General features: G+C 65.3%; 19 protein-coding genes. 9 read left to right on the top strand and 10 right to left on the bottom strand.

Translation table 11 applies throughout. The annotated features are described in order from the left end of the window. Nucleotides 1-6 precede the first annotated feature (6 nt). Complete coding sequence (locus WD006_RS22810) at nt 7-1,146, top strand: CaiB/BaiF CoA transferase family protein (RefSeq protein WP_011518103.1); 1,140 nt, start codon at nt 7-9, stop codon at nt 1,144-1,146. Nucleotides 1,147-1,220: 74 nt separating this feature from the next. On the opposite strand, the gene WD006_RS22805 is transcribed toward WD006_RS22810, so the two are convergent. From WD006_RS22805 to WD006_RS22790, 4 genes are read right to left on the bottom strand one after another with little or no spacing between them, the layout of a single operon-like run. After that, entirely contained in the window at nt 1,221-2,921 is a 1,701-nt protein-coding gene (locus tag WD006_RS22805; protein ID WP_008646178.1) for a lactate permease LctP family transporter, read from the bottom strand. Between the two features lie 58 nt (nt 2,922-2,979). Beyond that, nucleotides 2,980-4,425: a LutB/LldF family L-lactate oxidation iron-sulfur protein gene (locus WD006_RS22800; protein WP_029308673.1), complete on the bottom strand. Its 1,446-nt coding sequence runs from the start codon at nt 4,423-4,425 to the stop codon at nt 2,980-2,982. Further along, a complete protein-coding gene (locus tag WD006_RS22795) occupies nt 4,422-5,132 on the bottom strand; it encodes a LutC/YkgG family protein (protein ID WP_011518105.1) in 711 nt (236 codons plus the stop codon). The genes WD006_RS22800 and WD006_RS22795 overlap by 4 nt, the downstream gene beginning before the upstream one ends. After that, on the bottom strand, nt 5,129-5,914 hold the full coding sequence (locus WD006_RS22790) for a (Fe-S)-binding protein (RefSeq protein ID WP_029308672.1): 786 nt from the start codon (nt 5,912-5,914) through the stop codon (nt 5,129-5,131). The genes WD006_RS22795 and WD006_RS22790 overlap by 4 nt, the downstream gene beginning before the upstream one ends. A 137-nt stretch (nt 5,915-6,051) precedes the next feature. On the opposite strand from WD006_RS22790, the gene WD006_RS22785 reads away from it, so the two are divergent. Further along, nucleotides 6,052-6,750, top strand: a complete 699-nt coding sequence (locus tag WD006_RS22785; RefSeq protein ID WP_029308671.1) for a FadR/GntR family transcriptional regulator — start codon at nt 6,052-6,054, stop codon at nt 6,748-6,750. 71 nt (nt 6,751-6,821) lie between these two features. Here WD006_RS22785 and WD006_RS22780 read toward each other — a convergent pair whose 3' ends face one another. Beyond that, on the bottom strand, nt 6,822-7,916 hold the full coding sequence (locus WD006_RS22780; protein WP_011518108.1) for an AI-2E family transporter: 1,095 nt from the start codon (nt 7,914-7,916) through the stop codon (nt 6,822-6,824). 202 nt (nt 7,917-8,118) lie between these two features. On the opposite strand from WD006_RS22780, the gene WD006_RS22775 reads away from it, so the two are divergent. Next, nucleotides 8,119-9,501: an ethanolamine ammonia-lyase subunit EutB gene (locus WD006_RS22775; RefSeq protein ID WP_029308669.1), complete on the top strand. Its 1,383-nt coding sequence runs from the start codon at nt 8,119-8,121 to the stop codon at nt 9,499-9,501. 17 nt (nt 9,502-9,518) lie between these two features. Then, a complete protein-coding gene (gene eutC, locus WD006_RS22770) occupies nt 9,519-10,289 on the top strand; it encodes an ethanolamine ammonia-lyase subunit EutC (RefSeq protein ID WP_029308668.1) in 771 nt (256 codons plus the stop codon). 18 nt (nt 10,290-10,307) lie between these two features. Here the strand turns inward: eutC and WD006_RS22765 are convergent, their stop codons facing one another. The 3 genes from WD006_RS22765 to WD006_RS22755 form a co-directional block, all read right to left on the bottom strand. Beyond that, nucleotides 10,308-10,781 (bottom strand): aminoacyl-tRNA deacylase, encoded by a 474-nt coding sequence (locus WD006_RS22765; protein WP_011518111.1) that lies wholly within the window; start codon nt 10,779-10,781, stop codon nt 10,308-10,310. 34 nt (nt 10,782-10,815) lie between these two features. After that, nucleotides 10,816-11,769, bottom strand: a complete 954-nt coding sequence (locus WD006_RS22760; RefSeq protein ID WP_011518112.1) for a LysR family transcriptional regulator — start codon at nt 11,767-11,769, stop codon at nt 10,816-10,818. Nucleotides 11,770-11,853: 84 nt separating this feature from the next. Continuing rightward, nucleotides 11,854-13,167 carry an MFS family transporter gene (locus WD006_RS22755; RefSeq protein ID WP_011518113.1) on the bottom strand — a complete coding sequence of 438 codons (1,314 nt, stop codon included), beginning with the start codon at nt 13,165-13,167 and terminating at the stop codon, nt 11,854-11,856. Between the two features lie 361 nt (nt 13,168-13,528). Between WD006_RS22755 and WD006_RS22750 the strand changes: the two genes are divergently transcribed. The 3 genes from WD006_RS22750 to WD006_RS22740 all read left to right on the top strand — a co-directional run bounded on the left by WD006_RS22750 (nt 13,529) and on the right by WD006_RS22740 (nt 15,772). Further along, nucleotides 13,529-13,852, top strand: a complete 324-nt coding sequence (locus tag WD006_RS22750) for a hypothetical protein (protein ID WP_011518114.1) — start codon at nt 13,529-13,531, stop codon at nt 13,850-13,852. Nucleotides 13,853-13,978: 126 nt separating this feature from the next. Then, a complete protein-coding gene (locus tag WD006_RS22745; RefSeq protein ID WP_011518115.1) occupies nt 13,979-15,136 on the top strand; it encodes an acyl-CoA dehydrogenase family protein in 1,158 nt (385 codons plus the stop codon). A 60-nt stretch (nt 15,137-15,196) separates the two neighbouring features. Continuing rightward, complete coding sequence (locus WD006_RS22740; protein WP_011518116.1) at nt 15,197-15,772, top strand: hypothetical protein; 576 nt, start codon at nt 15,197-15,199, stop codon at nt 15,770-15,772. A 158-nt stretch (nt 15,773-15,930) separates the two neighbouring features. On the opposite strand, the gene WD006_RS22735 is transcribed toward WD006_RS22740, so the two are convergent. Both WD006_RS22735 and WD006_RS22730 read right to left on the bottom strand, forming a co-directional pair. Next, nucleotides 15,931-16,302, bottom strand: a complete 372-nt coding sequence (locus WD006_RS22735) for a hypothetical protein (protein ID WP_029308667.1) — start codon at nt 16,300-16,302, stop codon at nt 15,931-15,933. A gap of 105 nt (nt 16,303-16,407) precedes the next feature. Then, nucleotides 16,408-19,281, bottom strand: coding sequence for a M16 family metallopeptidase (locus WD006_RS22730; protein WP_011518120.1), 2,874 nt, complete (start codon nt 19,279-19,281; stop codon nt 16,408-16,410). Between the two features lie 188 nt (nt 19,282-19,469). Here WD006_RS22730 and WD006_RS22725 point away from each other — a divergent pair, with 188 nt between their 5' ends. Next, nucleotides 19,470-20,972 carry an AlkA N-terminal domain-containing protein gene (locus tag WD006_RS22725; RefSeq protein WP_029308666.1) on the top strand — a complete coding sequence of 501 codons (1,503 nt, stop codon included), beginning with the start codon at nt 19,470-19,472 and terminating at the stop codon, nt 20,970-20,972. Beyond that, nucleotides 20,969-21,517 (top strand): methylated-DNA--[protein]-cysteine S-methyltransferase, encoded by a 549-nt coding sequence (locus WD006_RS22720; protein WP_011518122.1) that lies wholly within the window; start codon nt 20,969-20,971, stop codon nt 21,515-21,517. Before WD006_RS22725 ends, WD006_RS22720 begins: the two co-directional genes overlap by 4 nt. The last annotated feature ends 5 nt before the right edge of the window (nt 21,518-21,522 follow it).

Here is a 21,522-nt window from a genome sequence, read left to right as displayed (position 1 = left end):
GGAGACATGACGCCACTCACACCCGGCGCGCTGGCAGGCATTCGCGTAGTCGATCTGTCGCGCATTCTGGGCGGCCCGCTTTGCGGCCAGATCCTCGGCGATCACGGCGCGGACGTACTCAAGATCGAGCCTCCGCAGGGCGATGACACACGCACCTGGGGGCCGCCGTTCCGCGATGGCGTGGCGTCGTACTACTTCGGCCTCAATCGCAACAAGCGCATCATGAAGCTGGACCTGACGGCCGATACCGACCGCGAAGTCTTGCTGACGCTGCTGGCCGATGCCGACGTGCTGATCGAGAACTTCAAGACCGGCACGCTCGAGAAATGGGGCCTTGGTTTCGATGTGCTGTCGCAGCGCTTCCCCCGGCTCGTGCATTGCCGCGTGTCGGGCTTCGGCGCCGATGGTCCGCTGGGTGGACTGCCGGGTTATGACGCGGCGATCCAGGCGATGGCCGGCATCATGAGCATCAACGGCGAGGCCGACCGAGAACCGCTGCGCGTTGGTTTGCCCGTGGTGGACATGGTCACTGGTCTGAACGCCGCGCTGGGCGTGCTGCTGGCATTGCAGGAGCGCGAACGCAGCGGACGTGGGCAGTTCGTGGAATCGGCGCTGTATGACTCGGGCCTGTCGCTGCTGCATCCCCATGCGGCCAACTGGTTCATGAGTGGCAAGACGCCCGGGCGCACCGGTAACGCGCATCCGAACATCTACCCGTACGACACGGTGGCCACCGCGACCGATCCGATCTTCCTTGCCGTCGGTAACGACCGGCAATTCCGCATCCTGTGCGAGTACCTCGGCGTGGCGGAGCTGGCCGACGACGAACGCTTTGCAACGGCAGGCGCGCGCTCGGTCAATCGGGCGCAATTGAAGGGCACGCTGGAATCGAAGCTGGCCACGTGGGACGGCAAGGCGCTGGCCGACGAACTGTCTGCGGCCGGTGTACCGTGCGCACCGGTGTTGTCGGTGCCCGATGCACTGACGCATCCGCATACCGCCCATCGCGAGATGGTGGTGGAGATGCCCGGCGGTTACAAGGGCCTGGGCGCTCCGGTCAAACTGAGCCGCACGCCGGCGACGTACCGGTATGCACCGCTGACCGAAGGCAACCAGTTCCTGCCGCGCGAGGCGGCGAACGATTGAGTTGGGTGCCAACCGTTGGTATGCGCCGCCCTCTCCCGCGCGGGAGAGGGGGGCAAAAGCACCCTCACCGCTTCTTATCCCGGAATCATCCCCGTCAGCCAGTACGCCTGGATCATCGTGATCACACCCACGATGGCTGCGAACAGCAGGCTGTGCTTCACGGTGAAGCGGAACAGTTCTGACTCCTTGCCGACCAGACCCGTCGCCGCGCAAGCCACCGCGATCGACTGCGGCGAGATCATCTTGCCGGTCACGCCGCCCGTGGTGTTGGCGGCCACCAGCAGCGTGTCCGATACGCCGATCTGATGCGCGGTCGTATGCTGCAGCGAGCAGAACAGCGCGTTCGACGACGTATCCGAGCCGGTCAGGAACACCCCCAGCCAGCCGAGCAGCGGCGAGAAGAACGGGAACGCCGCGCCGGTTCCGGCCAGCAGCAGCGCCAGCGTCGATGACATACCGGAGTAGTTGGCGACGAACGCGAACGCCAGTACCAGACCGATCGAGGCGATCGGGCGGCGCAGTTCCAGCAGCGTTTCCTTGAAGGTGGTGATGGCATCGCTCGGCTTCATGCGCAGCAGCACTGCCGAGATGATGGCGGTCAGCAGGATCGCGGTACCGACGGCCGACAGCAGGTCGAGCTTCAGCACGGCCTCATAGGGCTTGGGCGATGCCACGATCGGGGCGCTCTTGATCACGAGCTGGTCGAGCATCGGCACCTTGAACTTCAGTACCGTTCCCGCCAGCGCGCCGTTGCCGGCGAACAGTGCCTTGAACGGTGCCAGGCTCCAGACCGTGACGATGGCGGTCAGGATGCCGAACGGCGCCCATGCGCGCACGGTCTGGCCGAACGTGTAGGGCGATGCTTTGCGGCTCGCGGGCGCACCCATACCGCCACCGAACCCGGCCATCGCCACAGTGCCGCCGGCCGCAACCGTGCCACCAGCCGCTTGCGATGCCGAGCGCGGTTGCCACACACGCAGGAACGCGGCGAGCGAGATCAGACTGACCAGTGCCGACGTGATGTCCGGCAGCTCGGGCCCGATGTGGTTCGACGTGAAGTACTGCGTGACGGCGAAGCTGCCACCGACGACCAGCGCGGCTGGCCAGGTCTCGCGCACGCCCTTGGCGCCATCCATCATGAACACCAGCCAGAACGGCACGGCCAGCGACAGCAGCGGCAATTGGCGGCCCGCCATCGCGCCGATATGCATCGGGTCGATGCCCGTGACCTGTCCGGCCACGATGATCGGGATGCCCATCGCGCCAAACGCCACCGGCGCGGTGTTCGCGATCAGGCAGAGCCCGGCCGCATAGAGCGGGTTGAACCCGAGCCCGACCAGCAGCGCGGCGGTAATCGCCACCGGTGCGCCGAAGCCCGCCGCACCTTCCAGGAACGCCCCGAAGGCAAAGCCGATCAGCAGCATCTGCAGGCGCTGGTCATCGGTGATCGACAGCACCGACGCGCGGATGACGTCGAACTGCCCGGTCTTGACCACGATCTTGTAGAGGAACACCGCGGTGACGATGATCCACGCGATTGGCCACAGGCCATAGGCAAAGCCGAAGCCGGCCGCGGCAAATGCCTGCTGCGCGGGCATCCCGTACGCGAAGATCGCCACGGCCAGCGCCAGTGCCAGCGTGACAGCCGCCGCCACATGGCCCTTCATGCGCAGTACCGCGAGTGCGACGAAGAAAAACAGGATGGGTATCGCCGCCGCGAGCGCGGACAGCCAGAGGCTGCCCAGCGGCGTATAGATCTGGGTCCAGGGTTGCATCTGGAAGTCTCCTTGGTGGTTTGTCTGAGTTCTTTTGGTGGGATGCCGCGCGATGCCGCTACTCGGGCTGGTTGCGTGCGTCGAGCAGGTCGGAAAGGCTCTTTGGCGCCGGCGTCAGTGGCTTGCGATGCTGCGTCCAGCCCATTTGCCGCGATGGCGTCAGCGCTCGCAGCCGCGTGGCGGCCCAGCGGAACAGGCGGTACGTGGTGGGATGGGCGAACGCGCCGCTCCAGAAGCGCCACACCAGGTGCTCGCGGCGACTGAACTTCGCGCCTTGGCCCTTGAGCGCGTGCGGCACGGCCTCGTCGGGGTTGCGGTTCGCCTCAGTGCGCAATCGCACCAGCAGCTGCGGAATCGGAATGCGCACGGGACAGACCTCGCCGCACGCGCCACACAGGCTCGATGCCGTTGCCAGATCGGCCGTGGCGTCGAGGCCGAGCAGGTGGGGCGAGATGATCTTGCCGATCGGTCCCGGATAAGTCGTGCCGTAGGCATGACCGCCGATGCGCGTGTAGACCGGGCAGTGGTTCATGCACGCGCCGCAGCGAATGCACTGCAGCGTGGCGCGTAGCTGCTCGTCGGCGTATGCCTGGCTGCGGCCGTTGTCGAGCAGCACCAGATGGACTTCGCGCGGACCGTCCTGCTCATGCGGCTTGCGTGGGCTCGAGATCAGGTTGAAGTAGGTGGTGATGGGCTGCCCGGTCGCGGAACGCGTCAGCAGGCTGGAGAGCGGCACGATGTGCGACAGCTTCGCCACCACCTTCTCCATCCCCATGACGGCGATATGCACGTCGGGCACAGTGGTGGAAAGACGGCCATTGCCCTCGTTCTCCACCAGCCACAGCGTGCCGGTGTCCGCCGCCGCGAAGTTGACGCCGGACAGGCCGATATCGGCCTCGACGAACGCCTGGCGCAGCGCGCGGCGGCCGGTCTGGATCAGCGCATCCACGTCTTCCGTGTACGGCGTATCGGGGATGTGTTGCTCGAACAGCGTCGCGATATCGGCCTTGGTCTTGTGGATCGCCGGCATCACGATGTGCGATGGCTTCTCGCCGGCCAGCTGGACGATGTACTCGCCCATGTCCGATTCGATGCAGTCGATGCCGCGCTCGGCCAGGTAATGGTTGAGTTCCATCTCCTCGCTGGCCATCGACTTGCCCTTGATCACGCGCCGGGCGGCGTGGCCCTGGGCGATCCGCAGGATGATCGCGTTGGCTTCATCGGCGGTCTCGGCCCAGTGGACCTGCACGCCGGCAGCGGTCAGATTGCCTTCGAGTTCGACCAGCAGGTCGGGCAGATTGGCCAGCGCGTGCTGGCGGATGGCTTCGCCGAGGTTGCGCAGGTGCTCGAGTTCGTCACCGTCGGGGAACTGCACGGCCCGCTTCTGCTGGAGGAAGTCCATAGCGCCGCGAAAGCTCTTGCGCAGCTTGGGATCGTCGAGCGCGGCGCGCGCGCGGGCGCGAAAGTCCTCGGTGGGAACGAAATGCAGGGGTTGCTGGCTCATCGCGCGGCTTCTCCGTCGGTCACGATCACGACCCACAGCCTGCGTGGGCCGTGCGCGCCGTAGGCCAGCGTTTGCTGGATGTCGGAGGTCTTGGACGGGCCGGAGACCATCACCAGGTTGGTCGGCATGCCGTCCAACCAGCGCTCGGCTCGCGCGGCGGCATGAAGGTCGGGGTGCAGCGCCGATGCGTAGACTAGTGCGATATGCGTGGGCGGCACCAGCGACATCGTGCGTGGCGATCCGGCATCGGGCGCCAGCACCAGCGTGCCGGTAGCGGCCAGCCCGGAGCGGGCCACGGTGAAGCCGGCATCGACGGTATCGAACAGTTCCGCTTTCCATGCTTCCAGCGGACGGTCGAACGTTACGGTGTCGATGCTGGATGGCAGCGCCCGCGCAAGTGCGGCGCCTTCGGGGCGATCGCGGTCCAGCAGCAGTCGGCGCACGCCTTCGTCCGCCAGCCGCCGCGCGACCCATGCGGGCCAGCTTGCCGCGTCGGTGCAGATCACGTCGGCGTGGGAGGCAGTTAAGGCGGCCTGCATCGAGGCGACCATCGCGTCGATCGATGGTGCCTGACCACGGCGGCTATCGAAATGGTCGTCGATCCGCCGGTCCAGTTTCTGGGTGTCTCCGCTCAGCGTCGCACCGGAAGCGGGCGCGGCGGCACGCAGCCGCCCGATCATGCGCTCGCGCGCGCTCATCGTCGTCATTCGGCACCTCCAGTGCGGCGCCACAGGAACGAAGCCAGATGCTCGACCGGCAGCGGCGCGCCGGTGTGGGCGGCCGCATGGCCGATATTGAGCAGGCAGCCGCAATCGGCGGAGACGAGTCGGTCGCACCCGGTGGCGCAGGCGGAGGCCACCTTGTCGCGCACCATCGCGCCGGAGATATCGGCGTGCTTGAGCGAGAACGTGCCGCCGAAGCCGCAGCATTCGGACTCGCGCTCATGCTCGACGCGTGTCACCCCGGGTAGCGCGTCCAGCAACGCCACGCCGTGGGCGCGGGTGCCCATTTCCCGGCGTGCCGCGCAGGACGTATGCAGCACCACGCGCTCGTGCGGCGCGTCGGCGGGCGTGGCGTCGAAGCGCACATGAAGCACATTGAGCAGGAATTCTGCGAGTTCGTAGACGCGGGAGGCAATGTCACGGGCCAGTGCAGCGGCGTCAGGGTCGCTGGGGTCGTCGGCGAACAGCGTAGGCCAGTGATGACGCATCATGCCGGAGCACGAGCCGGACGGCACGATGATCGGCCAGGGTTCCCGGAACAGGTCCAGCTGCGCGCGGGCGACCTTGCGAGCCTGCTCGGGGTTGCCGCTGCTGTACGCCGGCTGGCCGCAGCAGCTTTGTCCGCGCGGAAAGTGAACGGTCAGGCCTTCGCGCTCGAGCAATCGCACGGCATCCAGACCGGCCTGCGGAACGAAGAGATCAACGAGGCACGTGCCGAACAGGTACACCTGCTGTGGCGCGGTGGTGGGGTACTGCCTGGATTCCATTTGTCAGTCTCCGGATGGCGGCGCAACCTGCCCGGCAAGGCGCTGCGACATTTTTGGGCGCATAATTCCCGCTCTCGCGCCGGAGCACAAATTGGTTGGACCACTTGCCGGAGCGACCGGATTTCAAGGGATGAGGGATGGGGGCAGGCAACGCACGCAACCGTGTGGAAGACATCATGCGCAAGATGGAGACCGCGCTGCTGGACGGCACCTGGCCCGTCGGCACGCGGCTGCCTGCGGAGCGTGTTCTGGCGGAGCAGTTCGGGGTGGCGCGCAACACGATCCGCGAGGCGATCCAGCGCCTGGCGGCGCGCAACCTGCTGCAAAGCCGACGCGGCGCGGGCGTATACGTCACCGATCAGTTGCGCACGGGCATCGCCTCGCCCTGGGGCCAGCTCGTGGCCGATCACCCGGCGCTGCGCGATGACATTCTGGAGTTCCGCAGGGTACTGGAAGGCGCCACCGCCTACTTCGCGGCGTTGCGTGCCGATGCAGCGGATCTGAAGCGTATACGCGCGCTGCTCAAGGAACTGGAGCGCTCGCGCATGACCGATGACAAGCGCGCCGAGGCCGATGCGGATGCGAAGCTGCACGACGCCATCGCGCAGGCTTCGCACAACACGATGTTCCTGCATCTGCATACCAGCGTGATTGGCATGTTGCGCGAGCACATCACGATCAACGGCACCGGGCTGCGCGAGGCCGACGATGAGTCGTCGGACCTGCTGCTGCGGCAGCACCGCACGCTTTGCGAGGCGATTCTGGCGCGCCGGCCGGAAGAAGCCCGCACGGCGATGCAGACGCACATCGACTTCGTGCGGAGCAAGGTCGACTAGTCTTCCCGCATATTGGTCGTACCAATTTCTGCGTACGACAAAGCAATGAAATCAAGCACTTGGCTGAGCGCCTACACAAGCCCGGCCGTGCTCAGTTCGCGCTTTACGTAGGCATAGAAGATCGGTCCCGCGATCACGCCGGGGATGCCGTAGAGCGTTTCCATCACCAGCATCACTGTCAGCAGTTCCCATGCGGCGGCGTGTATACGCGCGCCGATGATTCGCGCGTTGAGGAAGTACTCGAGCTTGTGGATCAACACCAGGAACAGCAGCGACACCACCGCGATCGGCAGCGAGACCGAAAGCGAGGCGATGACAATGGCCGTATTCGAGATCAGGTTGCCCAGCACCGGCAGCAGTCCGGCGATAAACGTGATGGCCACCAGCGTCTTGGAGAGCGGCAGGTGCTGGTGGAACAGGGGCAGCAGCACCAGCAGGTAGATCGCGGTCAGGATTGTGTTGACGAGCGAGATCTGGATCTGCGCGAAGATGAACTGCGAGAACGCAGTCTGCAGCGTGCGGGCCCGGTCCACCAGGGCCAAGGCTAGCGGGCGACGATTCGGGCGGGAAATGGCGCGGTACAGCGCGATCATCGCGCCGATGATGAGGCCGACGAGGATATGGACCAGCGTGCGCAGGATATCGGCGCCGAGCCGCTGCGCCATCTGCGCGTGCTCGCGCAATGCCGAGATCAGGGTCGTGGCGAGTTCGTCGACCCCGTTGGGCAGGTAGTCGCTCAGCCAGGCTGGCAACTGGGCGCGAGAGCGGTCGATGATGTCGGCGGAATGGTCGAGCAGCCGGTCCAGCGTATTGCCGTCGCCGCTGATAAAGCGGATGAGCGCCCAGATGCTGCCGGTCAGCACCAGCAGGATGATGGTGGACAGGATCGCCACGGCGATGGCGTCGCGGCGCGAATGCAGTCGCATCAGCCGTGGCGCCAGCACATCCACCAGAGAGTAGAGCAGCAGGCCGGCGAGCAGGGCGGACACCAGGTTGGCGTGCATCACCAGCAGCAGGGCCCCGGCGGTCAACACGTACGACACGGTCTTGACGCTGAACCAGGCGGCGGGAGTCAGGGGCCGGGTTTGGTCAGGCTGTTCGGTGCTGCCGGTTCCGGCGCGGTCTTCGGTCTGTTCGGTGTCCAATTCGTTGTCCAACTGCGGCATATCTCGGCGGAGAGCGGGGCGTTGCGGAAATGAAGCAAGGAAGCAATCGCCACGATTGTCGATGCCGGGCGTAACAATGGCAAGACAGGATGACGAGACAAGCTGATAACGGGACAAATCGTGCGGACGGTTGCCCGGGCGTGATATTTGCAGCACTGGCCTATATTGAAGTTCCGTGGCAGCCCTTCAGGAGACCACTTGCATGGCCTTCACGCATACCGTCGGCGTACGCCGACACGTCTTTGACGATCTGCGCACGCTGCTGGCCAAGGCCAGTCCGGCCCGGTCGGGCGACGCCCTCGCGGGTATCGCCGCCGCCAGCGAAGAAGAGCGGATTGCGGCGCGTATGGCGCTGGCGGACATGCCGCTGGCGCATTGCCTTGCGGAGCCGCTGGTTCCTTACGAGGCCGACGAGGTCACCCGGCTGATCGTGGACAGCCACGACGCGCAGGCGTTCGCGGCGCTTGCCAGCCTGACCGTCGGGGAGTTTCGGGACTGGCTGCTGCGGCACGACACCGATACGGCCACGCTGGCGCGGGTGGCGCCAGGCGTCACCCCCGAGATGGCGGCAGCCGTGAGCAAGCTCATGCGCAACCAGGACCTGGTGGCCGTGGCGCGCAAATGCGCGGTGGTCACCGCCTTCCGTAACACCATCGGGCTGCCCGGGCGCCTCGCCGTGCGGCTGCAGCCGAACCATCCGACCGACGACCCGCGCGGCATCGCCGCATCGATCATCGACGGGCTGCTGTACGGCTGCGGCGATGCCACCATCGGCATCAACCCGGCCAGCGACAACCTTGGGGCGATCACCACGTTGCTGAAGCTTCTGGATGACATTCGCACCCGCTACGAGATCCCCACCCAGTCTTGCGTGCTGACTCACGTCACCAACACCTTGCGCGTGATGGAGCAGGGCGCGCCGGTCGATTTGGTGTTCCAGTCGGTGGCTGGCAGCCAGGCGGCCAATGAAGCGTTCGGCATCTCTCTGGCGCTGCTCGAAGAGGCACGGCAGGCGGCGTTGTCGCTGCGGCGCGGCACGGTGGGGCACAACGTGATGTATTTCGAGACCGGCCAGGGCAGCGCGCTTTCCGCCAACGCCCACCATGGTGTGGATCAGCAGACCATGGAGGCGCGCGCGTATGCGGTGGCGCGCCGGTTCGAGCCGTTGCTGGTCAATACCGTGGTGGGGTTCATCGGTCCCGAGTATCTCTACGACGGCAAGCAGATCATCCGGGCCGGGCTTGAGGACCACTTCTGCGGCAAGCTGCTGGGCGTGCCGATGGGCTGCGACGTCTGTTACACGAACCACGCCGAGGCCGATCAGGACGACATGGACAACCTGCTGACGCTGTTTGGCGTGGCGGGCATCAACTTCATCATGGGCGTGCCCGGCGCCGACGACATCATGCTGAACTACCAGAGCACGTCGTTTCATGACGCGCTGTACCTGCGCGAAGTCCTTGGCCTGCGGCCCGCGCCGGAGTTCGAGGCGTGGCTGCGCAAGATGGGCATTGTCGACGCGGGCGGGCGGTTGCTGGAGCCTGGCACGCGCCAGGCGCTGCTGACCATGGCGGACACGCTTTGAACGGGAGGAGGAACACCATGTCGACGCCAGCGAACCCCGAAGACCCGTGGGCGCGCTTGCGCCAGTTCACACGCGCCCGCATCGCCATCGGCCGCACCGGTCACGCGCAGAAGACCGCGTCGATCCTGGCGTTTGGCCTGGCCCATGCACAGGCGCGTGATGCCGTGCATCTGGCGATCGATGTGGCGGCGTTGGAAACCGCGCTGCGCGATGCCGGCCTGGATGCGCTGCACGTGCTGCACGTGCATGGCGCAGCGGCGGATCGCGACCAGTACCTGCGTCGCCCTGACCTGGGCCGAAGTCTCGATGCCGAGAGCCGCGCGCGACTCGTTCCATCGGCGCAGCCATACGATGTCGTCTTCGTGATCGCCGACGGGCTTTCCGCACTGGCCGCGCAGCGCCACGCGGTGCCGCTGCTGCAGGCAGTGCTGGCGCGTCTGCATGACTGGCGGGTTGGACCGGTGGTGGTCGCGCGGCAATCGCGGGTGGCGTTGGGCGACGAGATTGGCGAGCGCCTTGGTGCGCGGCAGGTGGTGATGCTGATTGGCGAGCGTCCGGGGCTCAGTTCGCCGGATAGCCTTGGGATCTACCTGACATTCGACCCCCGTGTGGGGCGTACGGATGCCCAGCGCAACTGCATCTCCAACGTGCGGCCCGAAGGACTGTCTTATGCGCAGGCGGCGGACAGGCTGGTGTTCCTGATGCAAGGGGCGGTCGCGCTCGGTCGGTCCGGCGTGGACCTGAAAGACGACAGTGCCGCCGTGTCGGCGGCACTGTCGCCCCCCTGAAGACATAAGGGAAGGGTGCTACATCATGCGGTGCGAGAACTTGCCGCTTTCCGCATCGCTCATCAACGTCATGAACTGATCGCGTTGCATGTGCACGAGTTCCATGTGGTCGCCGGCCTCGAACCAGACTTCCGGTTCGTCGAACAGGCTTTCGTCCACGTAGGTCTGCATGCCGTACGACATCGCGCAAGGCGGGATGGCGCCAAGGTCGCAGTCCTTGAACACTTCGCGGATCTCATCCTCGTGCGCGAGCACGAGCTTGCGGCCGGTCATCTCGCAGATGGTTGACATCTGCAGATGGTGACTCGAAGGAATCACAACCGCCACATAGCCGCCTTCGTCCTCGAGCAACAGCGTTTTGGCCAGACGGTTTCCTGGTACATGGGCAGCCTGCGCAGTGGCCATGCTGCTGAGGCTGTAAGGATGACGAATGATGTCGAACTGGCTGTTCATACGGCTGAGCCGGCCAGCCAGAGTGCCTGCCATTGCCATGATTGCCTTCCTTCCTACGCGAGCCACGCGCAGTTTAGTCCTGAGTGTTCTCACTATAGGCACTGTCGGCACCGCCGGCACGAATGCGCGGCCAGATCGCCTGCAGCTCTGTTCTCAGGAACGTAAGCAGGTAGCGCGTTGCCATGGTCTGGTAGCGATTGGGCATGGTCAGCATGTACAGCTTGCTGCCGAACGCGCTGATCTGATAGTCGCCGAGCAGCGATTCCAGCGCGCCGCTGGCCAGTTCCTTGTCCACCGCATAGAGCGGAAAAATGCCGATGCCGAGTCCGCCGACCACGGCCTCCTTGAGGAACGCGAAGTTCTCGGAACTCAGGGTTGGCTCCAGCACCACCTGTTCGCGGTCGGCGGTGCCGTCGCGCGTGCCTGACACCTTGAGTTTCTGCCCGATCGGCGACGCGCACACGATCGCATGGGTCGTCAGGTCGGCAAGGTGCGCGGGCGGCGTGCGTCCGGCCAGATACGACGGCGCAGCGCAAAGCAGCCAGTCCACCCCGCCGATTTCGGTGGCAACGACCGAGTCGGGAGGCGTGGAGATGATGCGCAACGCCACTTCCACATCCTCGGAGACGAGGTTGTGGATGCGGTTGTCGAAGACGACGTCGAGCGTGATATCGGGATAGCGCTGTTTGAAGCGCACCAGCAGCGGCGAGATCATCGTGTGACCCAGACCGGTGGGTACCGACAGCCGCACATGGCCCTGGAGGCTCTTGCCCATGCTGCTGATCAGCGCGTTGGCCGCAGCCACTTCACCCAGGATGTTTTTGCCGTGCTCATACAGTCCGGCGCCCACCGGCGTCGGTTCCACGTGCCGGGTCGTCCGGCGCAGCAGTTGCACGCCGAGTTCCTCCTCCAGAGCCTTGAGGTGGTAGCTGACGTTGGCGCGCGTCATCTTGAGCTTGCGCGCGGCGGCGCTGAGATTGCCAGCGTCGACGATATCGACGAACAGGCGCAGGGCGTTGAGATCCATGGCGGGGAGGAGAGCGAAGGCCGCGTGCAAATAAAAAGGGGCCCGAAGGCCCCTCAGTTTGCCATGACTGCGGCGGGTGGCCGGTCAGTGCTCGTGATGCAGGTACTTGGCCTGGCGCGGCAGGCGCAGGCTGACCAGGAACGCCACCACCATCATCGCGGTGACATACCAGTAGAACGCGCTCTCGTGCCCGATCGATTTCAGGCCCAGCGCCACATATTCGGCCGAGCCGCCAAAAATGGCGTTGGCGACCGCGTATGCCAGGCCGACGCCCAGCGCACGCACTTCCGGCGGGAACATCTCGGCCTTCACGATGCCGCTGATCGACGTGTAGAAGCTGACGATGGCCAGCGCCACGCAGATCAGCAACAGCGCCATCTCGGGGCTGCTGACGGTCTTGAGCGCGGTCAGGATCGGCACTGTGGCGACTGCGCCCAGCGCGCCGAACATCAGCATGTTGTTGCGGCGACCGATGCGGTCCGACAACATGCCGAACAGCGGCTGCATGCACATGTACAGGAACAGGCAGCCTGTCATCACGTAGCTGGCCGTCTTGATCGGCATGCCGGCCGTGTTGACCAGGTACTTCTGCATGTACGTGGTGAACGTGTAGAAGATCAGCGAGCCGCCGGCCGTGTACCCGAGCACCGTGAAGAACGCGGCCTTGTGGTGGCGGAAGAGCTCGCCCACGGTGCCGGCGCCTTTGCTGTTGCGCGACTGGGCGGTGGTCGTTTCATGCAGCGTGCGGCGCAGCAGCAGGGCCACCACCGCGGTGACCGCGCCAACCACGAACGGGATGCGCCAGCCCCAGGCCTTCAGTTCGGCCTCGGTCAGCAACTGCTCCAGGATCACGATCACCAGTACGGCCAGCAGCTGACCGCCGATCAGGGTCACGTACTGGAACGATGAGAAGAAGCCGCGCCGGCCCTTGAGCGCCACTTCGCTCATGTACGTGGCGGTAGTGCCGTACTCGCCACCGACCGAGAGGCCCTGCAGCAGCCGGGCCAGCAGCAGAAGCGCTGGCGCCAGGTTGCCGATCGCGGCATAGGTCGGCAGGCAGGCGATCATCAGCGAGCCGAAGCACATCATCGTGACCGAGATCACCATCGAGTGCTTGCGGCCGGTGCGATCGGCAATGCGGCCGAATAGCCATCCGCCGATCGGCCGCATCAGGAAGCCGGCCGCGAACACCCCGGCGGTGTTCAGGAGCTGCGCGGTGGGGTCGGCTTTGGGGAAGAACGATGACGCGAAATAGATCGCGCTGAACGCATAGACATAAAAGTCGAACCATTCCACCAGATTGCCGGACGACGCGGCAACAATCGCGAAGATGCGTTTTTTGACTTCTTCTGGGGAGGGTGCCGTACCGGTGGTGACGGAAGAGGCGGTGTCTGTCATAGGACCTTCTGATTCTTGGCGGTGGGGCTTGCCGCCGGATGGGGGCGGGCGCGACGTCGCACACTGGGGCCCGTGTGCTTACTTAGCGTAACTCGTAAAACGAAGACTGCACAGCAGAAGTGCGCAGATGGTTGCCAGCCATATTCGGAAGGGCCCGGCCCGCGCTGGGTTCGCGGAACATTGTCTTTGCCGGTGAATAGTGTTTCTGCAAATGCTGCTGTGGGCTGGCGCGGAATTTGGCTGGCTAGCGTCTCACGTGACCGTATGGCTTGCATGACGCTTCACGCTGCGCAATGATGCTTGCGGATTGCGCCCCAGCCCCCTTATCCAAGTCTTTGCCGATCTTTTCCGAAGCCTGCCAATGCCAGTTTTGCGTTATCTGCTGATTCTGCTACCGCAGTTGTTGCTCATGCCATTGATCGCGCAGGCAGAACCCGACCTCGTGCAATGCCAGCGCGTCGATCAGTCGCAGCTGCGTTCGGCGTCGGAGGAAACGCTGCTGTTCCTGCGCTGCCGCGCGCGGGAGATTTCTTATGAGGCCCCACGGCTCAAGGGCGTCACGCAGAAGTTCAAGGACGATCTCGTGTTCTCCTGCCTGGACCAGGCCGATGCTGTCGAGCATCAATTGCGCGTGGGCTACGGCTACACCCGCGAAACCCTCGCCAAAAAGAAATGTGATCGATAATCTGCAATCTGGCTTATTGTCAAAAAATACTTTCGGTTCTGTCCAAGTCGCAGTGGATTGTCAAATTCGGTAGTCCGCGTACCATTGTTCGCCTTCGTTATCGCATCTGAATCACCGGAGATTGCCATGGCCCTCGACGCCGAATCCTTTTCCTTGCTGCGCGCTTCGGTGCAGCGTTTTATCGACGATCGCCTGAAGCCGGCCGAGGACACGCTCGAAGAGATTGACGATGTGCCGGCCGATATCGTGGCCGACATGAAGGAAATGGGCCTGTTCGGCATCTCGATTCCCGAGAGCTATGGTGGCATCGGCCTGTCGATGTCGCAGGAATGCGATGTGGTCTACGACTTGGGCCACACTGCTTTTGCCTTCCGCTCGGTGTTCGGCACTAACGTGGGTATCGGCTCGCAGGGCATCCTGATGGACGGCACCGAGGAACAGAAGCAGACCTATCTGCCGAAGATCGCCAGCGGCGAACTGATCATCTCGTTCGCGCTGACCGAGCCGAACGCCGGCTCCGACGCCGCCTCGCTGCAAACGCGCGCCGACCTCGACGGCGACCACTACGTGATCAACGGTACCAAGCGGTTCATCACCAACGCGCCGCGCGCGGGGGCGTTCACGCTAATGGCACGCACGGGTGGCCAAGGCGCGTCGGGCATTTCGTCGTTCATCGTGCCGGCCGATACCCCGGGCATCTCACTGGGCAAGCCGGACAAGAAGATGGGCCAGCGCGGTACCAAGACGTGCGACGTGGTGCTGGAAAACGTGCGCGTGCCGGCCGCCAACATCATCGGCGGCGTTCCGGGCGTGGGTTTCAAGACGGCGATGAAGGTGCTGGACCGTGGCCGCCTGCACATCTCGGCGCTGGCCTGCGGCATGGCGCACCGGCTGATTACCGACGCCGTGGCGTACGCGAAGGAGCGCAAGCAGTTCGGCAAGCCGATCGGCGATTTCCAACTGATCCAGGGGATGCTGGCCGACAGCCAGGCCGAACTCTATGCGGGCCTGTCGATGGTGCGCGATTGCGCACAGCGTTATGATGCGAAGCCGGCTGGCAAGAGCGATCCGGAAGTCAGCATGCTGGCATCGTGCACGAAGATGTTCTGTACCGAGATGGTGGGCCGCGTAGCGGACCGCGCGGTGCAGATCCACGGTGGTGCGGGTTATATCGCCGAATACAAGGCCGAGCGCTTCTACCGCGACGTGCGTCTGCTGCGCCTCTATGAAGGCACGACGCAGATCCAGCAGCTCATCATCGCCAAGCAACTGCTGCGCGACTGAGCACGGCTCAAGAAAGCCGGAACGATCAGGCCAGATGGGCCTGAGGGGATAGGAGACAGGATGAGCAGGTTCCAGGTAACGGCCTCGCAAGGGCCGGTCACGGCGGGGCAGCAGTCAAAGGTGTCCCAGGACGATCTCCACGCAGTGCACCGGCTTCGTGCCGTGGTGGCGACGTATCGCACGACGCTGCAGGCTTACACACTGGTCGTATCCCCGGACGAACTGATGTCGCTGAGCCGCGGCCCGGAACCGTCGCATTCGGCGCGCGACTATCGCGCGCAAGCCCATCTGGACCGGTTGCTGAACTCGGTACGCGACAGCGGTCTGGCGCTTCCCAGCGCGATCGTCGTCGCGGTATCGGGCGGCAGGATGCAATGCGAGTGCGATCACCTGTACACGCTCGAGATGCATCCACGCGACGGCGACCACCTGATCGTGCTGGACGGCTATGACCGTCTGGCCGCGCTGGCCAGCACCGGACGCGGGAATATCAAGACACTGGTGACCGGCGTGTTGTGCTGCACGGCCATCGACGGCGCGGCAGTCGAGTCCCAGTCGGCCAACGAAGCGGATCGCGCGATGATGCACACCTCCGCAGCCGCCCGCTGGGCCGGCGCGATGCGCGTCTGGCAATAACACCGGCCGTAGTAATAGCAGTAGCAACAGCCTTTGCGATTGCGCTGTCGGATGCGGCAACGGCGCACGATGCCGCCATCCTTGTTGTAACTGGGGAAATCGCCGGCAACGCCATTGCCACCATCACCACAACTACCGCCGGCGCCGGTCTCAACCGGTCACGCCCACACGCCGTCCACATCGCGTAGAAGGTGCCCCGCCAGGATGTAGTCGCCGAGGCGGCTCGCCTTGGCCTCGAGCTCCAGAAGATGCTGGTCGGCCATCGTGCCGAGATCGAACTGGCAATACAGATTGCGTTGCCGGAACGTTGTCTTGGGTTTGCCAAGCCCTTCGATCAGGGCGTCATGGGAGCGGACAGCGATGCTCTCCTGTCCGCGGTACTGCACCTTGATACCGCGCTTCTCTCCGAGCCGTCCGAGTTCGACGGCGTCCTGCCATCCGGTCTCGTAATCCAGCTCAAGCGCAAGCATCCGCTCAGAGGCCAGAAGCCTGAGCGCTTCTGCCTTGCTGCCAGCTCGCACGATCGACATCCATACCTCTAGTCTGAACAATCACTGTATAAATATACAGTGATTGTCGTCAGGTCTCAAGGCTTTGGGCATGACGTTTCCGACATATCCCGCTGCATTGCCGGATCATGGTCTGGCCGGTTCCGCTGGGGCGGCTGCTGGCGCGGTGGCGGGTTCCGCCGCCGTTGCTGCCGGGGTGCCTGCACCCGAGCCGAAGTCTCCGGCAAATGCCTGCGTCAACGTATCCGGACTCAGGTAACGCCGGATCGCGTCATTGACCGCCTCCGGCGTGGCCTTGCTGATGCGAGCCTCCACTTCGGCCGTATGGGCCATGGTGCGTCCAAGGTAAAGCTGATTCGCCAGCGCCCCAGCCAGAAGGCCATCCCTTGTGCGACTGATCAGGCCCTGTTGCAGCAGCCCGCTGACGGCTTCCGACAACTCGACGGATGTGATGCCATCGCGCACAAAGCGTTGCATCTCTTGACCCACCGCGTCGCGCAGGCGCGTCTGGTTCTGCGGTGCGTAGACGGCCCATAAGGCAAAGCGTCCTGCGCGGTCGAGTGCGCCAATCGACAGCGAGCTCGAGACGCCATAGCTGATGCCTTCCTGCTGCCGCAACCGATCGGCCAACCGGCTGCGCATACCGGTGCCGCCGAGCACTCTGGCTGCGATCAGCATCAGCGGGTAGTCCGGCGAGTCGTTGAGCAGATCGACGGGTTGCGATGCCAGGTACACAGCGTTGGCCTTGCCAGGCGTGTCGAGTGTGAAGCTGGCCGCCGGAATGGCGATGAACGGGCGATCCACGCGTTCGAACGGTACCTGGGCCCGCCAGTCGCCGAACAGGAACTGGATCTGCTTCGCGGCGTCGGCGGCATCGAAGTCACCGACGATCGCAAGCTGCGCGTGGTCGGCGCCGTAGAACTGCGCATGGAACTCGCGCAGATCGGCCTGCGTCACGCCCCTGAGGCTGGCCACGCTTTCGTCGAAGGTTGGCGTGTAGCGTGGATCTTCGGCCGGATATGGGTTGCCATGGCGCCCGAGGGCGTTCGGTGCCAGCGCGTTGGGCTGGCGACGCTGGCTGTCTACCCCCGCGATACTGCTGGCGCGCAGGGTTTCCAGTTCGGCCGACGGGAATGTCGGCATGCGCAGCACCGTTCGCAACAGGTCCAACAGGTCGGGCAGGTAGGCACGGTGCGTCTCGAACCGTACCGTCAGCCGCTCCGAACTGCCCGAGATCGATACATTGGCCTTGAGCGCCTCGAACCGATCCGCAATCTGCTGGCGGCTGAACACGCCCGCGCCACGGTCGAGCATTCCGGCCGTCAGCGAGCCAATCGCTGTTTTCCCTTGCAGCGACTGGGTATTGCCCAGATGCAGGACCAGCGTGCCATTGACCGCTTCGCCGCGCGTGGGCTTGGATAGCAGCGCAAGCTCCATCCCGTTTGGAAGCGTCTGGCGCACCGTGTGGGCGTCAATGTTGGCCGGGCTTGGGTCGAACGTGGGCACGGCCTGCGCGACAGCCTTGCCGGCGTAGTCGCGTACCAGCGCGGCCACGTCGGGCGACTGCGGAATGGTCGCAAGCTGGGGTTTGTCTCCGGGCAGGAACTCGCCGACCGTGCGGTTCGTCTGGCGCAGGTAGTTCTCCGCCACGCGCTGTACGTCTTCCAGCGTGGTGGTTTCCACGCGGTCGCGCGCGATAAAGAGCAGGCGCCAGTCGCCCTTTGCAATGGATTCGGACAGCGCCACGCCATAGCGCGCCGGATCGTTGAGAATCTTCTCGTACGCGTTACGCATCCGCACGCGGGCGCGATCCAGTTCGTCCTGGGTGACTGGCTTTGCGGCCAGTCCTTCGATTTCCGCAAGCAGCGCCGCGCGCACCGGCTCGATGGGCCGGTCCTTGCCTGTCCCTGCCGCGAACAGGATCACGCCGGGATCCTTCATCGCGTCGAACATCGACATCTGCCATGCCGCCTTGCGCGTGTCCACCAGCGCATGCTCGAGCCGCCCTCCCGGCGTGTCGGCGAGGATGACCGTCAGCAGCGCGAGGGCCGTGGTGTCGGGGTGCGCGCCAGGCGCGACGTGATACATCGCGGCCACGATGCTGCTGTCCCCGGGGCGCGTCAGCGTCAGTTCCCGGGCGCCTTCCTGCGGCGGTTCCACGGTGTGCTCGGTCGGGAGCACGCGCGTGGGCCGCGGAATCGGCCCGAACGCCTGCTCGATCCGTGACAGCGCACGCACCGGATCGAACTGCCCGGCTACCACCAGCACTGCGTTGTCGGGCTGGTAGTAGCGTCGATAGAACGCCTGCAGGTTCTGGATGCCGACACGCTCCACATCGCTGCGCGCGCCGATTGGCGCCTTGGCGTAGTTGTGCCACCGATAGGCCGCCGCGTACATCTGCTGTTGCAGCATCCGCATCGGATTGTTCTCACCGATCTCCATCTCGTTGCGCACGACCGTCATTTCCTTGTCGAGGTCGGCGCGCGAGATGAAGCTGTTGACCATGCGGTCCGCTTCCATCCGGAGCGCCCAGTCGAGGTTGTCGTCGCTGGCAGCAAAGGTCTCGAAATAGTTGGTGCGGTCCTGCGCCGTCGTGCCGTTGAACTGCATGCCGCGCCGGGCGAACTCGGTGGGAATCGTCCGGCCCGGCAATGACGGCGTGCCCTTGAACATCAGGTGCTCGAGCAGGTGCGCCATGCCGGTTTCGCCGTAGTTCTCGTGCCGGCTGCCCACGAGGTAGGTCATGTTCACCGTGGTGGTCGGCTGGGCGTCGTCGGGGGCGAGCAGGATCCGGAGGCCGTTCGGCAGCCGGTACTCGGTGATGCCTTCCACGGCGGCCACGCGCTCCGCGCGGATGACCGGCGCTGCGGGTGGCGGGGGCGCGACACTGCTCGGCCGCGCGGCGAAGGCGGGCACGGGCAGGGCGCTCAGGCCCGCCAAAATGAAGCAAGCCGCGCCGGTGACGAAGCTGGCGGCAAAACTGGTGACAAGACGACGCATGAATTCTCCGTAGACGGCGCCGGTTGGCCGTCTGCAAGGATTCTAGCCGGATGGACGACACGCGAACCGCGTGCCGGCACACTTTCAGATTCGGGGCCAACAATCGTGACCGCCGGCGGCATCCGGGCCCGAGGCGAATGTCCGATTCCAGCGGGTTTGTCATGTCGTAAAGGCGTAGGATGCATGGCATGGAACTCGATCCTGACACCTGCTACAAGGCCGTGGCCTCGCATGACCGGCGCTTCGACGGACGCTTCTTCGTCGGGGTGTCGTCGACGGGCGTGTACTGCCGGCCGATTTGCGCCGTGCGCACGCCCAAGCGCGAGAACTGCACGTTCTACGAGACCGCCGCCGCCGCGGAGAAACACGGCTTCAGGCCTTGTCTGCGTTGTCGCCCGGAATTGGCGCCGGGGCATGGGCTGGCGGACATCTCCGGCCGGCTGGCGCAGGCGGCCGCCACGTTGATCGACGAAGGCTTCATGGCCGGCGCGGGCGTGGCCCAGCTGGCCGCGCGGATCGGTGTGACCGAGCGTCACCTGCGCCGCCTGTTCGATGCCGAGTTCGGCGTGTCGGTGCATGAGTACGCCCAGACGCAAAAGCTACTGCTGGCCAAGCGCCTGCTGACAGACACCGCGCTGCCCGTCACCGAGGTGGCGCTGGCAGCCGGCTTTGGCAGCGTGCGGCGGTTCAACGACGTGCTCAAGGAACGCTATGGCCTGACGCCGCTGGCGATGCGCAAGCGCGCCGCAGATGGCATGGCGGACCGGCTCGTGTTCGAGCTCGGCTACCGGCCGCCGATGGCGTGGGGGGCGCTGCTCGGATTTCTGGCCGTGCGTGCCGTCGACGGCATCGAACAATGTGATGGCGAGGTGTACTCGCGCACGTTGTCGATCGAAGCGGGTGGCCGGTGTCATGCGGGCTGGGTGCGGCTCGAGCATGTGGCGCGGCGCGCGGTGCTGCGCATCACGTTGTCCGGCGCGTTGGCGCCCGTGATTCCGCAGGCATTGGGCAAGGTCCGGCGGTTATGCGATTTGGGCTGTCGCCCCGACATCGTCGATGCCCACCTGGGCGAACTGGCTGCGCAGACGCCTGGAATGCGCCTGCCCGGCGCGTTCGACGGATTCGAGATCGGGGTGCGCGCGATCGTCGGTCAGGTGATTCCGGTGGTGCAGGCGCGGCGCATTCTGGCTCGGCTGGCGCAGGCGGCCGGCGAGCCGTTGCCGGAAGCGGCCCAAGCGGGACTTACCACGCCTGCCGGCCAAGCGCCGCTGACTCACGCCTTCCCGACCGCGCAGGCTCTGGCTGCATTGCCCGACGAGGCATATCGGGCGGCTGGCGTGACCGCCGCGAAGACCCGGACGATTCGTGCGTTGGCCCGCAGCGTGGCTGCCCATGAGATCGATCTCGATCCCCACGCGCCACCCGAGGTGACCGTGGCGCAATTGCGTGCCATCGATGGCATCGGAGACTGGACGGCGCAATACGTCGCAATGCGCGCGTTAGGCTGGCCTGACGCATTTCCGGGCACCGACTATGCGCTGCGCAAGGTGCTGGGCGTCGATACGGTTCGCGGGATGCAGGCGAAGACCGCCGGATGGGCGCCGTGGCGCGCCTATGCGGCAATCCATCTCTGGCACCGCTACGAAGCGCTGAAGCTTCAGGGTAGCGATATCGAGGAGCAGGCGGCATGAGCAGCCATCACATCATCGACAGCCCGCTGGGCGACATGCTGTTGCGTGCCGATGGCGGCGCGTTGACCGGCGTGTTCTTTGCCGGCCAGAAGTACTACCCCGGGCTGGCGCGTCCCACTCCCGTCTCGGCGATGCCCGCAGCGGATGCGCGCGTGCTGGAGCAGGCCGCGATGGAACTCGGCGCCTACTTCGACGGGGCATTGCATGGATTCTCCGTCCCGTTCCGGCTGGTTGGCAGCGCGTTCCAGCAGCGGATCTGGCAAGCGCTGTGCGATATCGAATTTGGTGAGACTTCGACCTACGGACAACTCGGCGCGGGGCTCGGCTTGCCGCCAAGCCATTCGCGGGCGGTGGGCGGTGCCGTGGGGCGCAATCCCTTGTCGATCATCGTTCCGTGTCATCGCGTGCTTGGCGCGTCCGGCGACCTGACCGGCTACGCGGGCGGCGTGGACCGCAAGCGTGCGCTGCTGACGCTGGAGGGCGTGCTTTATCCGGGCCAGTTGCAAGCCACGGCGCTGGGTCAGGCCGCCCTTGCCCTGGACTGACGAAG

The organism is Cupriavidus sp. Met-2, assembly GCF_049843575.1.
GTDB lineage: Bacteria > Pseudomonadota > Gammaproteobacteria > Burkholderiales > Burkholderiaceae > Cupriavidus > Cupriavidus metallidurans.
Note: the sequence above shows the minus strand (reverse complement) of the source record. Positions and strands in the feature narration are given on the sequence as shown.

Excerpts from the sequence above, each read along its gene's own strand:
- WD006_RS22810 (WP_011518103.1), top strand. The coding sequence starts at position 7 with ATGACGCCACTCACACCCGGCGCGCTGGCAGGCATTCGCGTAGTCGAT.
- WD006_RS22805 (WP_008646178.1), bottom strand. The coding sequence starts at position 2,921 with ATGCAACCCTGGACCCAGATCTATACGCCGCTGGGCAGCCTCTGGCTG.
- WD006_RS22800 (WP_029308673.1), bottom strand. The coding sequence starts at position 4,425 with ATGAGCCAGCAACCCCTGCATTTCGTTCCCACCGAGGACTTTCGCGCC.
- WD006_RS22795 (WP_011518105.1), bottom strand. The coding sequence starts at position 5,132 with ATGACGACGATGAGCGCGCGCGAGCGCATGATCGGGCGGCTGCGTGCC.
- WD006_RS22790 (WP_029308672.1), bottom strand. The coding sequence starts at position 5,914 with ATGGAATCCAGGCAGTACCCCACCACCGCGCCACAGCAGGTGTACCTG.
- WD006_RS22785 (WP_029308671.1), top strand. The coding sequence starts at position 6,052 with ATGGGGGCAGGCAACGCACGCAACCGTGTGGAAGACATCATGCGCAAG.
- WD006_RS22780 (WP_011518108.1), bottom strand. The coding sequence starts at position 7,916 with ATGCCGCAGTTGGACAACGAATTGGACACCGAACAGACCGAAGACCGC.
- WD006_RS22775 (WP_029308669.1), top strand. The coding sequence starts at position 8,119 with ATGGCCTTCACGCATACCGTCGGCGTACGCCGACACGTCTTTGACGAT.
- eutC (WP_029308668.1), top strand. The coding sequence starts at position 9,519 with ATGTCGACGCCAGCGAACCCCGAAGACCCGTGGGCGCGCTTGCGCCAG.
- WD006_RS22765 (WP_011518111.1), bottom strand. The coding sequence starts at position 10,781 with ATGGCAATGGCAGGCACTCTGGCTGGCCGGCTCAGCCGTATGAACAGC.
- WD006_RS22760 (WP_011518112.1), bottom strand. The coding sequence starts at position 11,769 with ATGGATCTCAACGCCCTGCGCCTGTTCGTCGATATCGTCGACGCTGGC.
- WD006_RS22755 (WP_011518113.1), bottom strand. The coding sequence starts at position 13,167 with ATGACAGACACCGCCTCTTCCGTCACCACCGGTACGGCACCCTCCCCA.
- WD006_RS22750 (WP_011518114.1), top strand. The coding sequence starts at position 13,529 with ATGCCAGTTTTGCGTTATCTGCTGATTCTGCTACCGCAGTTGTTGCTC.
- WD006_RS22745 (WP_011518115.1), top strand. The coding sequence starts at position 13,979 with ATGGCCCTCGACGCCGAATCCTTTTCCTTGCTGCGCGCTTCGGTGCAG.
- WD006_RS22740 (WP_011518116.1), top strand. The coding sequence starts at position 15,197 with ATGAGCAGGTTCCAGGTAACGGCCTCGCAAGGGCCGGTCACGGCGGGG.
- WD006_RS22735 (WP_029308667.1), bottom strand. The coding sequence starts at position 16,302 with ATGTCGATCGTGCGAGCTGGCAGCAAGGCAGAAGCGCTCAGGCTTCTG.
- WD006_RS22730 (WP_011518120.1), bottom strand. The coding sequence starts at position 19,281 with ATGCGTCGTCTTGTCACCAGTTTTGCCGCCAGCTTCGTCACCGGCGCG.
- WD006_RS22725 (WP_029308666.1), top strand. The coding sequence starts at position 19,470 with ATGGAACTCGATCCTGACACCTGCTACAAGGCCGTGGCCTCGCATGAC.
- WD006_RS22720 (WP_011518122.1), top strand. The coding sequence starts at position 20,969 with ATGAGCAGCCATCACATCATCGACAGCCCGCTGGGCGACATGCTGTTG.